This window comes from Vibrio syngnathi (assembly GCF_002119525.1).
GTDB classification, from domain to species: Bacteria; Pseudomonadota; Gammaproteobacteria; order Enterobacterales; family Vibrionaceae; genus Vibrio; species Vibrio syngnathi.
Map to the genome: position 1 here is coordinate 130,569 of NZ_CP017916.1, position 12,480 is coordinate 143,048.

At 44.9% G+C, this 12,480-nt stretch carries 7 protein-coding genes, 3 rRNA genes and 1 riboswitch; of the genes, 8 read left to right on the forward strand and 2 right to left on the reverse strand.

The window, feature by feature from the left end; translation table 11 throughout:
* The first annotated feature begins 68 nt into the window (after positions 1-68).
* Positions 69-710 carry an HTH-type transcriptional repressor FabR gene (fabR, locus tag K08M4_RS00635; protein WP_010438693.1) on the forward strand — a complete coding sequence of 214 codons (642 nt, stop codon included), beginning with the start codon at positions 69-71 and terminating at the stop codon, positions 708-710.
* Positions 710-1,081, forward strand: a complete 372-nt coding sequence (locus K08M4_RS00640) for a YijD family membrane protein (protein ID WP_004736696.1) — start codon at positions 710-712, stop codon at positions 1,079-1,081. Before fabR ends, K08M4_RS00640 begins: the two co-directional genes overlap by 1 nt.
* A gap of 86 nt (positions 1,082-1,167) precedes the next feature.
* Here K08M4_RS00640 and trmA read toward each other — a convergent pair whose 3' ends face one another.
* On the reverse strand, positions 1,168-2,277 hold the full coding sequence (gene trmA, locus K08M4_RS00645; protein ID WP_086048555.1) for a tRNA (uridine(54)-C5)-methyltransferase TrmA: 1,110 nt from the start codon (positions 2,275-2,277) through the stop codon (positions 1,168-1,170).
* Between the two features lie 184 nt (positions 2,278-2,461).
* Positions 2,462-2,663: riboswitch (cobalamin riboswitch) on the forward strand.
* Positions 2,664-2,703: 40 nt separating this feature from the next.
* Here trmA and K08M4_RS00655 point away from each other — a divergent pair.
* The 3 genes from K08M4_RS00655 to murI are packed head-to-tail and all read left to right on the forward strand — an operon-like array spanning position 2,704 to position 6,045.
* On the forward strand, positions 2,704-4,464 hold the full coding sequence (locus K08M4_RS00655; RefSeq protein WP_086048557.1) for a TonB-dependent receptor domain-containing protein: 1,761 nt from the start codon (positions 2,704-2,706) through the stop codon (positions 4,462-4,464).
* 48 nt (positions 4,465-4,512) lie between these two features.
* On the forward strand, positions 4,513-5,178 hold the full coding sequence (locus tag K08M4_RS00660) for a Dph6-related ATP pyrophosphatase (protein WP_086048558.1): 666 nt from the start codon (positions 4,513-4,515) through the stop codon (positions 5,176-5,178).
* A gap of 60 nt (positions 5,179-5,238) precedes the next feature.
* Complete coding sequence (gene murI / locus K08M4_RS00665; protein ID WP_086048559.1) at positions 5,239-6,045, forward strand: glutamate racemase; 807 nt, start codon at positions 5,239-5,241, stop codon at positions 6,043-6,045.
* On the opposite strand, the gene K08M4_RS00670 is transcribed toward murI, so the two are convergent.
* Positions 6,008-6,460 carry an RNA recognition motif domain-containing protein gene (locus K08M4_RS00670; protein ID WP_009848258.1) on the reverse strand — a complete coding sequence of 151 codons (453 nt, stop codon included), beginning with the start codon at positions 6,458-6,460 and terminating at the stop codon, positions 6,008-6,010. The genes murI and K08M4_RS00670 overlap by 38 nt on opposite strands.
* A gap of 636 nt (positions 6,461-7,096) precedes the next feature.
* Between K08M4_RS00670 and K08M4_RS00675 the strand changes: the two genes are divergently transcribed.
* From K08M4_RS00675 to rrf, 3 genes are all read left to right on the forward strand, one after another.
* Positions 7,097-8,651 (forward strand): 16S ribosomal RNA (locus K08M4_RS00675).
* A gap of 390 nt (positions 8,652-9,041) precedes the next feature.
* Positions 9,042-11,934 (forward strand): 23S ribosomal RNA (locus tag K08M4_RS00680).
* Between the two features lie 124 nt (positions 11,935-12,058).
* A 5S ribosomal RNA gene (rrf, locus tag K08M4_RS00685) occupies positions 12,059-12,174 on the forward strand.
* Together the 16S, 23S and 5S rRNA genes form the textbook arrangement of a ribosomal RNA operon.
* The last annotated feature ends 306 nt before the right edge of the window (positions 12,175-12,480 follow it).

Here is a 12,480-nt window from a genome sequence, read left to right on the forward strand (position 1 = left end):
ATTCGCGTTATATTGGATAGAGTATTAGACATGCCTGTTTAGGCTGTAAAAGAAGATGTTGATAAAGTATGAAACCAATGGGCATTCGCGCACAGCAAAAAGAAAAGACTCGTCGTAGCTTAATCGATGCGGCATTTAGCCAACTCAGTGCCGATCGTAGTTTTTCTAATCTAAGCTTGAGAGAAGTCGCTCGTGAGGCTGGAATAGCTCCGACTTCCTTTTATCGTCACTTCAAAGACATGGATGAGCTTGGCTTAACTATGGTTGATGAAGGTGGCTTATTATTGCGTCAGTTGATGCGTCAAGCTAGGCAACGCATAGTAAAAGAAGGCAGCGTGATTCGCACATCGGTTGAAACCTTTATGGAATTCATTGAAAGCAGTCCAAACGTATTCAGACTGTTATTGCGGGAGCGCTCAGGAACCTCATTTGAGTTTCGTGCCGCGGTAGCTCGTGAGATACAGCACTTCTCTGCTGAGTTAACCGAATATTTAATCACAACAGGAATGACAAGAGACGAAGCTTTTACTCAAGCGGAAGCCTCCGTCATCTTGGTTTTTAACTCAGGGGCAGAAGCATTAGATTTAGATCGACGTCAGCGAGATGAATTGGCTGAGCGTTTGATCATGCAATTGCGAATGATGGCCAAAGGAGCTTTTTGGTATCGTAAAGAACGTGAACGTAACCGATTAAAAGGCGGGATTGAATAATGTCGAATGAAAATAATACTGTAAACCGTGGTTCTGAAAGAAAGACACTCGTACTTGCTGTTGTAGCAGGTGTGTGTGGTGACGCACTGTTATCTTGGGTAACAATGAGCGAAGTGGGCTTCTCTATTTTCCCGCTGATTGCTTTAGTGTTGGCTGTACAAGCGCTATACCAAGAATACCTAACAAATCCAGTATCTGAAGATATTCCGTTAGTGGGTTTAGCTTGTTTCTTTGTAGGTGCATTTGGCCACTCGGCTTTTGTGAAAGCACAGCACCCTGATGCCGGGTCAAACTTCTTTGCGATTATCGTCGCGATGCTACTGCTCGCTTGGGTAGGTAAGAAGCTTGGCTTTATCGGTAAAACCGCTTAAACCAACGTATAAATAAAAAAACGAGCCAATTGGCTCGTTTTTTTGTATCTGCTGTTTAGCTTCAACGTTGACCTAGAGATCGAGGCTTACGCTTTACGCTCTAGGAATACACCAGCCTCCATGTGGTGCGTGTAAGGGAACTGGTCAAATAGAGCAAAACGAGTGATATCGTGCGTTTCGCTTAGAATATCTAGGTTCTCTTTCAATGTCTCAGGGTTACAAGAGATGTACATGATGCGCTCGTAACCTTGAACCATCTTACAAGTATCCACATCCATACCTGAACGTGGTGGATCAACAAAAATAGTGTTGCAGTTGTAGCTCTTCAGATCGATGTTTGCTTGTTGTAGGCGACGGAATTCACGCTTGCCTTCCATTGCTACGGTAAAGTCTTCTGCAGACATGCGGATGATCTGAACATTTTCAATCTTGTTCGCCGCGATGTTGTATTGCGCGGACTCTACTGACGGCTTCGCTAGTTCTGTTGCCAGTACACGTTCGAAGTTCTGTGCCAGTGCTAGTGAGAAGTTACCGTTACCACAGTAAAGCTCAAGCAAGTCGCCTTTGCTGTCTTGAGTGCAGTCGACAGCCCATTCCAACATTTTCTCTGCTACTTTGCCGTTTGGTTGAGTAAAGCTGTTTTCTACTTGCTGGTAGATGTAGCTATCACCATTCACATCTAGTTTTTCAATGACGTAGTCGCGATCCAGTACGATTTTCATCTTACGAGCACGGCCAATCAGGTTTAGATTAAAACCTTCATCGTTTAATTGCTGCTTAAGTGCTTTAGCATCTTGAATCCACTGTTCATCCAATTGACGGTGGTAAAGCAGTGATACCAAAATTTCACCACTTAAAGTCGAAAGGAAATCGACTTGGAAGAGCTTATGGCGCAGAGAATGGTTGTCTTTCATTGCATCCGTTAAGAGAGGCATTAGATCGTTGATCAGGCGGCTAGCCGCTGGGAACTGGTCTACGCGGTATTTTTCTTTAGTTTCTTGATTGAACATGACGTAATACATATCGTCACCTTCATGCCACACACGGAATTCAGCACGCATGCGGTAGTGTTGCTCTGGAGATTCATACACTTCCAGCTCAGGCACATTATATTCTGAGAACATTTCAGTAAGACGTTCAGTCTTTTCTACGAGTTGCTCTTGGTAGCGTTGCGGGTTTACTTCTAAATTCGCCATTGTTATGCCTTTTGCTGTCGTGCTTTTAAATCAAGAGCGCAGATTTTATTCAATCTCAGCACTATGTCCAGTGTTGTCCTAACAATGAGTAAAAGATCGTTCGTAAATAATAGCAATGTAATATCACTAAAGTTTTGTAGCACGGAAAATTTGAATATTGACTGGACAAAAGAAAGATAGCTTAATAACATCTTTGCAAGCTGGTGCTATCTAGATGTATAGATGGCTGAAAGGGAATCTGGTGGGAATCCAGAACTGACGCGCAGCGGTAAAAGAGAACGAGTATTCATAGACACTGCAAATAGCATTTTGTGGGAAGTCGAATATTAGGTAACCGAAAGGTTGTGCTCTTGAGTCCGAATACCTGCCAGCGGCCAAGCCACATAATGTGGTTTGGTAGGACTTTACGCGATTTAGGATCACAACATGAACAAATCCCTTTTAGCGGTTACTGTAGCATCGCTGCTTTCACCTATCTCCAATTTACAAGCACAAGAAGCATCTACTGACGAAACCATGGTCGTTACGGCTAACCGTTTTGAGCAAAGCACTCAAAGTACCACGCTACCTGTTGTAGTTGTTACTCGATCAGAGATTGAAGCGATTCAAGCTAATGATATTTACGAAGTACTACGTCGTTTACCTGGTATTCAGGTAGCGAGCAACGGTGGTTACGGACAAAAGCAGAGTGTTTTTGTTAGAGGTACTAACTCTGACCACATCTTAGTACTGATTGATGGCGTGAAAACAGCAAGTGCAACATCAGGAGGAGCAAATTTTGCTGCTATTCCACTAGTTGGTGTTCAGCGCATTGAGTTTGTGCGTGGTCCTCGAGCTGCAATTTATGGAGCCGATGCGATTGGTGGTGTAATTAATATTATTACAGACACATCAAGTTCAGAAGCAAAAGTTAGCGTAGGGTTTGGATCTGATTCATACAAAAAAGGCAGTGTGGCAGTGTCTGGTAATATTACAGACTCTACAAGTGGTTCTGTAGCTGTAAAGCGAGCAGAGACTGATGGGTTTTCTGTTCAAAACTCAGCAGGTGATCAAGACGCAGATGGACATGAAGTGACTGAGCTAGCGCTTGCGATAACTCATAAACTGAATGACGAGTTTAAGCTTAAGTTTAATTCTACTTACTCGGATGGTGAAACAGAGTACGATCCGAAAAATGCTAAAAAAGATCAGACACTTTACAGTGCAATAGGCCGTCTTAGTTATACTGGAGAAACGTTGTCGAGCAACTTTTCTTTAAGTAAAGCTCAAGATTCTAGTAAAGATTATTACTACAAAAGTACTTATCAAACGGATCACCAGGCCGTTGCTTTCACAAATTTATTCGCTGTGAACAATGAAGTTTCTATTGGTGCGGGCCTTGATTGGTCTAAAGATGACGTATCAGAGTCCTCAAAAGACTATGCCGAGAAATCTCGTACGAATAACTCGCTATATGTTAGTGGCTTTTATGACAACCAAACCGTACAAGCTGAATTAGCTTTACGCGGTGACGATAACCAACGCTATGGCAAGAATACTACATGGCAAGCGGGTTTAGGATATTGGCTAGCAGCTAATTATCGCGTGACGGCTAATGCTGGTACGGCATTTAAAGCACCGACATTTAATCAACTATATTGGCCGGGCTCAGGTGTACCAACACTGAAGCCTGAAGAGTCAAAAAACTATGAAGTCGCATTCGAAGCCCATCAATCATTAGTTGATTGGAGAGTGTCGGCTTACAAAAATGATATTAAAAACATGATAGTTGGATGGCCATCAAAAAACATTGGTGTCGCTGAAATTAAAGGCTTAGAGCTATCGGGAGAATTCGATACAGGAAGTTTCTCTCACCAAGTTAGCCTTGACTTTATGGACCCGACAGATAAAAGCGATGGGTCTCAACTTTTACGTAGAGCGAAACAAAATGCTAAGTGGAACGTGACGTATTTTGCGGACAACTGGCAGGCGGACTTGAGTTATTTATATCAAGGTAAACGTATGGATAGCGGCAATGTTGAGTTAGATGAGTACTCGCTAGTAGATATAGCTGCGAGCTACTTTGTGACGGATCATTTCACAATGAGAGGGCGTATTGCCAACCTTTTTGATAAAGATTACACGTTAGCTAAAGGGTATGAAACACAAGAAAGAAGTTTCTTTATAAACGCTGACTACCAGTTCTAATTAACAACTAAACCGCCTTCGGGCGGTTTTTTCTTATTGGATATATCAATGAAAAAGAAAGTCGTCATAAGTTGGTCGTCAGGAAAAGACTCTACCTTAGCGTTAGAGCGTCTACTTGAAAGCAACGAGTACGAAGTTGTTGCTCTCTATACTACACATGTTGGAGATGAAGTTCCTTTCCAAGTAACTCCTATTGAGGTAGTTGTAATGCAAGCTCGATTGATCGGTTTACCATTAATTATGATTGAGCTACCGGAAGTCTTCCCCAGTAATGAGGTTTACCAAAGTACGATTGTCTCGGTACTTAAAGATTCTGGCTTATCAATCGATGCGGTCGCGTTTGGAGACATGTTTTGCAATGGTATTGCTGATTACCGAAGAAGCTATATAGAACCTGCAGGTTGGGAGTGTGTGTTTCCTCTTATGGGGGAGAGTAGTCAGGCATTAGCTAATGAAATAGTCGACAGAGGAATCGAAACCTTTCTCGTCACGGTCGATAGCGATGCATTAGACATGAGCTATTGCGGGAAAGAATACACACTTGAGCTAATAGGCAGCTTACCGAGTCATATCGATCCATGTGGCGAAGATGGTGAGTTCCACACCTTAGTGACGTCAGCGCCATGCTTTAAAGGTAAGCTCAAGATAGAGCTAGAAAATGTAGAGCAAGGTGAGCGCTTTGTTCATCAACGTTATCAAGCTTGCATTATATAGAGTGAGGATTGGCGAAAACTAAGCGAAGGAGTATCATTGCAGCGAAACTTATTATAGGTAATCGTTGTGTCGGAAAGCATGCAAAAAAACATATTGATCTTTGATTCTGGAGTTGGCGGTCTGTCCGTATATAAAGAGATAAGCCAGTTACTACCGAATCATAACTATACTTATGTATTCGATAATGAGGCTTACCCATACGGTGAGCTCGATCAGCAAGTCCTTATCCACAGAGTTCAAAGCATCGTTGCCAGTTTTGTGGCTAGCCACACTATTGATATTGTGGTGATAGCCTGTAATACCGCAAGTACGATTGTGTTACCTACACTTCGAGCTAATAACCGAATCCCTATTGTCGGGGTTGTTCCGGCAATCAAGCCTGCATCCCTACTTGCCAATAAAGCCGTTGGTCTTATAGCAACACCCGCAACGATTACTCGTGAATACACACACGAGCTCATCAAAAACTTCTCTAGTAATAAAAGAGTTGAGCTTTTAGGTTCGACTCAGCTGGTGGATATGGCCGAAGATAAACTCAGAGGTGAGGCGATTAACCTTGAAGAGCTGCAGCAAATCCTTCAACCAATGATCAACACAATTGATGTGGCTGTTTTAGGGTGCACTCATTTTCCACTGATCAAATCAGAGATTCAGCAAGTGCTAGGTAAAAACGTGATGTTGATTGATTCAGGTAGGGCTATTGCTAAGCGGGTTCAAGATTTATTGGATTTAGAGAGCAGTACTGAAGAAGGGGGAGTGCGTGAGGCTTTTTGTAGTGCACTTCCTAAAAAAGAAAGTGCACTAAATAGTATGCTGAAGCAGTTAGGGTTTAGCTCAGCTCAGCTTCGTCCGTTTCTGGATGTTTAGGATCGTTTGCAACGCGTACTTTTAAAGTACGTTGCATGTAATCTTTATCGTTAAGTTCTGAAATAGCATGATTTACATCATTACTTGCCATAACAACAAATCCAAAACCTCTTCTTTTACCAGTACGTTTGTCTTTCATTAAACGTACAGCAAATACTTCACCATATTCAGAGAACAATTCACGTACATGTGATTCATTCGCTTTGTATGGAAGGTTACCCACATAAAGTGTTTTTGTTGAAGCCTTAGGTTCTGACTCTGATTTTGAGTTGGTGCTTGAAAAATTAACAACAAAAGCGGAAGCCAAGACACCAAGGATAAAGGTAATTGCAGGCGATATATCTACCTGAGAGAAAACAATGCCGCCCAATACAGCTAGCGCGACAATTAACAACATCGATTTTTTTGAGTTCATATCGGAATACTACATATTAATAAACGAAATATACGCATCTACCATTAACAAAATAGACACATGAATCTTACGTTCATGGCTTCCATTTTGCCAATGTATTGCTGTGATACGTCTCAAATGTTTAGTTTTTATTCGAAAAATGCGGATGTGGTGGCTTTTTAGGCGAACAAAACTTTTATTTTAAAAAGCTCTTGTGCTCTATATCGAACTCTCTATAATGCCGCATCACCGACAAGGAGTGAGACGAAAGTCACGCTGCGAAATCGGTAGAGAATAAGAGTTTGAAAATAACCCTTGACTCTCTAAGTGGTGCAGGTATAGTACGCACCCCTAGCGACTGAGATGTAAATCACAAAACGCTAGCGCTCTTTAACAATTTAAACCTATCAATCTGTGTGGGCACTCGTTGATGAATATCAAAACGTTATTGGTTCTTTTTCGAAAGAGCGTAATAACAGTTACTTCGGTAACAAACTTGATTTCAATGAACTGAGTGACCAATACAAAATTAAGTTTACTTAATTTTGGCACAGTCAATTCATTACCATTCTGTTGGAATGGTAATAGCTTTAAAATTACACTCTTTATTTATAAAGAATAGTTTTGAAGTCAGTATTCGTTGAGTCACAAAATCTTAAATTGAAGAGTTTGATCATGGCTCAGATTGAACGCTGGCGGCAGGCCTAACACATGCAAGTCGAGCGGAAACGACACTAACAATCCTTCGGGTGCGTTAATGGGCGTCGAGCGGCGGACGGGTGAGTAATGCCTAGGAAATTGCCTTGATGTGGGGGATAACCATTGGAAACGATGGCTAATACCGCATAATGCCTACGGGCCAAAGAGGGGGACCTTCGGGCCTCTCGCGTCAAGATATGCCTAGGTGGGATTAGCTAGTTGGTGAGGTAATGGCTCACCAAGGCGACGATCCCTAGCTGGTCTGAGAGGATGATCAGCCACACTGGAACTGAGACACGGTCCAGACTCCTACGGGAGGCAGCAGTGGGGAATATTGCACAATGGGCGCAAGCCTGATGCAGCCATGCCGCGTGTATGAAGAAGGCCTTCGGGTTGTAAAGTACTTTCAGTTGTGAGGAAGGGTGTGTAGTTAATAGCTGCGCATCTTGACGTTAGCAACAGAAGAAGCACCGGCTAACTCCGTGCCAGCAGCCGCGGTAATACGGAGGGTGCGAGCGTTAATCGGAATTACTGGGCGTAAAGCGCATGCAGGTGGTTCATTAAGTCAGATGTGAAAGCCCGGGGCTCAACCTCGGAACTGCATTTGAAACTGGTGAACTAGAGTGCTGTAGAGGGGGGTAGAATTTCAGGTGTAGCGGTGAAATGCGTAGAGATCTGAAGGAATACCAGTGGCGAAGGCGGCCCCCTGGACAGACACTGACACTCAGATGCGAAAGCGTGGGGAGCAAACAGGATTAGATACCCTGGTAGTCCACGCCGTAAACGATGTCTACTTGGAGGTTGTGGCCTTGAGCCGTGGCTTTCGGAGCTAACGCGTTAAGTAGACCGCCTGGGGAGTACGGTCGCAAGATTAAAACTCAAATGAATTGACGGGGGCCCGCACAAGCGGTGGAGCATGTGGTTTAATTCGATGCAACGCGAAGAACCTTACCTACTCTTGACATCCAGAGAAGCCAGCGGAGACGCAGGTGTGCCTTCGGGAGCTCTGAGACAGGTGCTGCATGGCTGTCGTCAGCTCGTGTTGTGAAATGTTGGGTTAAGTCCCGCAACGAGCGCAACCCTTATCCTTGTTTGCCAGCGAGTAATGTCGGGAACTCCAGGGAGACTGCCGGTGATAAACCGGAGGAAGGTGGGGACGACGTCAAGTCATCATGGCCCTTACGAGTAGGGCTACACACGTGCTACAATGGCGCATACAGAGGGCAGCAAGCTAGCGATAGTGAGCGAATCCCAAAAAGTGCGTCGTAGTCCGGATTGGAGTCTGCAACTCGACTCCATGAAGTCGGAATCGCTAGTAATCGTGAATCAGAATGTCACGGTGAATACGTTCCCGGGCCTTGTACACACCGCCCGTCACACCATGGGAGTGGGCTGCAAAAGAAGTGGGTAGTTTAACCTTTCGAGGAGGACGCTCACCACTTTGTGGTTCATGACTGGGGTGAAGTCGTAACAAGGTAGCCCTAGGGGAACCTGGGGCTGGATCACCTCCTTATACGAAGATAGTCACGATGAGTGTCCACACAGATTGATGGTTTAGATTTAGTTAAAGCCAGAGCTTTAATTAATAACGTAAGTTATTGATTAAAGCTTTTTGCTTTATGCTCTTTAACAATTTGGAAAGCTGACTGATTAACTGACTTACGAGTCATGTTAATCAAATTTAAAAGTTCTCAATGTTTATCTTTTATTAGATAAACACAACAAACACATTCAAGTGTCTTGTATTCGAATCAAACTAAGTTTGATTCACAATTGAGTCCGGCAAACAGTCATCAAGAATTAACCCTTCTTGATGACAACCAAAAACCTTGGTTAGTTGCCATACGCTTATTTGTCTTCACTTTTTAAAGTGAAAGCAAATAGAAACCCTTTCGGGTTGTATGGTTAAGTGACTAAGCGTACACGGTGGATGCCTTGGCAGTCAGAGGCGATGAAAGGCGTAATAACTTGCGATAAGCCCAGATTAGGTAGTAATAACCTTTTGAGTCTGGGATTCCTGAATGGGGAAACCCACTTGCATAAGCAAGTATCCTGTTGTGAATACATAGCAACAGGAGGCAAACCGGGGGAACTGAAACATCTAAGTACCCCGAGGAAGAGAAATCAACCGAGATTCCGAAAGTAGCGGCGAGCGAAATTGGATTAGCCCTTAAGCTTTTAATGAGACAGATGAAGGCTCTGGAAAGTGCCGCAATAAAGGGTGATAGCCCCGTAATCGACATCTCATAATCAGTGAAAACGAGTAGGGCGGGACACGTGATATCCTGTCTGAATATGGGGGGACCATCCTCCAAGGCTAAATACTACTGACTGACCGATAGTGAACCAGTACCGTGAGGGAAAGGCGAAAAGAACCCCTGTGAGGGGAGTGAAATAGAACCTGAAACCGTGTACGTACAAGCAGTAGGAGCACCTTCGTGGTGTGACTGCGTACCTTTTGTATAATGGGTCAGCGACTTAATTTTAGTAGCAAGGTTAACCGTTTAGGGGAGCCGTAGGGAAACCGAGTCTTAACTGGGCGTACAGTTGCTAGGATTAGACCCGAAACCAGGTGATCTAGCCATGGGCAGGTTGAAGGTTGAGTAACATCAACTGGAGGACCGAACCGACTAATGTTGAAAAATTAGCGGATGACTTGTGGCTAGGGGTGAAAGGCCAATCAAACCTGGAGATAGCTGGTTCTCCCCGAAAGCTATTTAGGTAGCGCCTCGGACGAATACTACTGGGGGTAGAGCACTGTTAAGGCTAGGGGGTCATCCCGACTTACCAACCCTTTGCAAACTCCGAATACCAGTAAGTACTATCCGGGAGACACACGGCGGGTGCTAACGTCCGTCGTGGAGAGGGAAACAACCCAGACCGCCAGCTAAGGTCCCAAAGTATAGCTAAGTGGGAAACGATGTGGGAAGGCTCAGACAGCCAGGATGTTGGCTTAGAAGCAGCCATCATTTAAAGAAAGCGTAATAGCTCACTGGTCGAGTCGGCCTGCGCGGAAGATGTAACGGGGCTAAGCTATACACCGAAGCTGCGGCTACGTACCTTAGGGTATGTGGGGTAGGGGAGCGTTCTGTAAGCCGTTGAAGGTGTGCTGTAAGGCATGCTGGAGGTATCAGAAGTGCGAATGCTGACATGAGTAACGATAAAGGGAGTGAAAAACTCCCTCGCCGGAAGACCAAGGGTTCCTGTCCAACGTTAATCGGGGCAGGGTAAGTCGACTCCTAAGGCGAGGCCGAAAGGCGTAGTCGATGGGAAACGGGTTAATATTCCCGTACTTCTTACAATTGCGATGGGGGGACGGAGAAGGCTAGGTGGGCCTGGCGACGGTTGTCCAGGTTCAAGTACGTAGGCGGAAAGTTTAGGTAAATCCGGACTTTCTTAACGCTGAGATACGATGTCGAGCTACTACGGTAGTGAAGTCATTGATGCCATGCTTCCAGGAAAAGCCTCTAAGCTTCAGATTGTAAGGAATCGTACCCCAAACCGACACAGGTGGTCGGGTAGAGAATACCAAGGCGCTTGAGAGAACTCGGGTGAAGGAACTAGGCAAAATGGTACCGTAACTTCGGGAGAAGGTACGCTCTTATCAGTGAAGTCCCTTGCGGATGGAGCAGACGAGAGTCGCAGATACCAGGTGGCTGCAACTGTTTATTAAAAACACAGCACTGTGCAAAATCGTAAGATGACGTATACGGTGTGACGCCTGCCCGGTGCCGGAAGGTTAATTGATGGGGTTAGACTTCGGTCGAAGCTCTTGATCGAAGCCCCGGTAAACGGCGGCCGTAACTATAACGGTCCTAAGGTAGCGAAATTCCTTGTCGGGTAAGTTCCGACCTGCACGAATGGCGTAATGATGGCCACGCTGTCTCCACCCGAGACTCAGTGAAATTGAAATCGCTGTGAAGATGCAGTGTACCCGCGGCTAGACGGAAAGACCCCGTGAACCTTTACTACAGCTTGGCACTGAACATTGAACCTACATGTGTAGGATAGGTGGGAGACTATGAAACCGCGTCGCTAGATGTGGTGGAGTCGTCCTTGAAATACCACCCTTGTAGTTTTGATGTTCTAACGTTGGTCCCTGAATCGGGATTACGGACAGTGCCTGGTGGGTAGTTTGACTGGGGCGGTCTCCTCCCAAAGAGTAACGGAGGAGCACGAAGGTGGGCTAAACACGGTTGGACATCGTGTGGTTAGTGCAATGGCATAAGCCCGCTTGACTGCGAGAATGACAATTCGAGCAGGTGCGAAAGCAGGTCATAGTGATCCGGTGGTTCTGAATGGAAGGGCCATCGCTCAACGGATAAAAGGTACTCCGGGGATAACAGGCTGATACCGCCCAAGAGTTCATATCGACGGCGGTGTTTGGCACCTCGATGTCGGCTCATCACATCCTGGGGCTGAAGTCGGTCCCAAGGGTATGGCTGTTCGCCATTTAAAGTGGTACGCGAGCTGGGTTTAGAACGTCGTGAGACAGTTCGGTCCCTATCTGCCGTGGGCGTTGGAAAATTGAAAGGGGCTGCTCCTAGTACGAGAGGACCGGAGTGGACGAACCTCTGGTGTTCGGGTTGTCATGCCAATGGCATTGCCCGGTAGCTAAGTTCGGAATCGATAACCGCTGAAAGCATCTAAGCGGGAAGCGAGCCTTGAGATGAGTTTTCCCTGGCACTATAAGTGTCCTAAAGGGTTGTCGTAGACTACGACGTTGATAGGCAGGGTGTGTAAGTGCTGCGAGGCATTGAGCTAACCTGTACTAATTGCCCGTGAGGCTTAACCATACAACACCCAAGGGGTTTTGTGGACTCAATAGAAAGACAGATCTTGAATGAGTTTGAAGAGATACTTTTAAATCAGTTTTCCGAATTATTAATTGTCGCTAATGCGTCAATTAAACAAAATTTGCTTGGCGACCATAGCATTGTGGACCCACCTGATTCCATGCCGAACTCAGAAGTGAAACACAATAGCGCCGATGGTAGTGTGGGGTTTCCCCATGTGAGAGTAGGACATCGCCAGGCTCCAAATTTATTTTCACTTTTTTAAAAGTGAAGACAAAAGTTCGACTTTGTCTATTAAATAGACAAGTCACCATAGGATTCTAAGTTTTCTTAGAGTTTTATGTTGACTTTCAAAGTGGAAAGCGTATTATACGCGTCCTGCTTAAGTGCTAAGGCACTGAAAGCGTTCTCTTTTTAGAGAACACGCTCTTTAACAATTTAAACCTATCAATCTGTGTGGGCACTCGTTGATGAATATCAAAACGTTATTACTTAGGTAATGACAGTTACTTCGGTAACACAATGATTTCAATGAACTGAGTGACC

Bases quoted from the DNA above. Each gene is read 5' to 3' on its own strand.
- fabR (WP_010438693.1), top strand. From the start codon at position 69: ATGAAACCAATGGGCATTCGCGCACAGCAAAAAGAAAAGACTCGTCGT.
- trmA (WP_086048555.1), bottom strand. From the start codon at position 2,277: ATGGCGAATTTAGAAGTAAACCCGCAACGCTACCAAGAGCAACTCGTA.
- K08M4_RS00670 (WP_009848258.1), bottom strand. From the start codon at position 6,460: ATGAACTCAAAAAAATCGATGTTGTTAATTGTCGCGCTAGCTGTATTG.
- K08M4_RS00640 (WP_004736696.1), top strand. From the start codon at position 710: ATGTCGAATGAAAATAATACTGTAAACCGTGGTTCTGAAAGAAAGACA.
- K08M4_RS00655 (WP_086048557.1), top strand. From the start codon at position 2,704: ATGAACAAATCCCTTTTAGCGGTTACTGTAGCATCGCTGCTTTCACCT.
- K08M4_RS00660 (WP_086048558.1), top strand. From the start codon at position 4,513: ATGAAAAAGAAAGTCGTCATAAGTTGGTCGTCAGGAAAAGACTCTACC.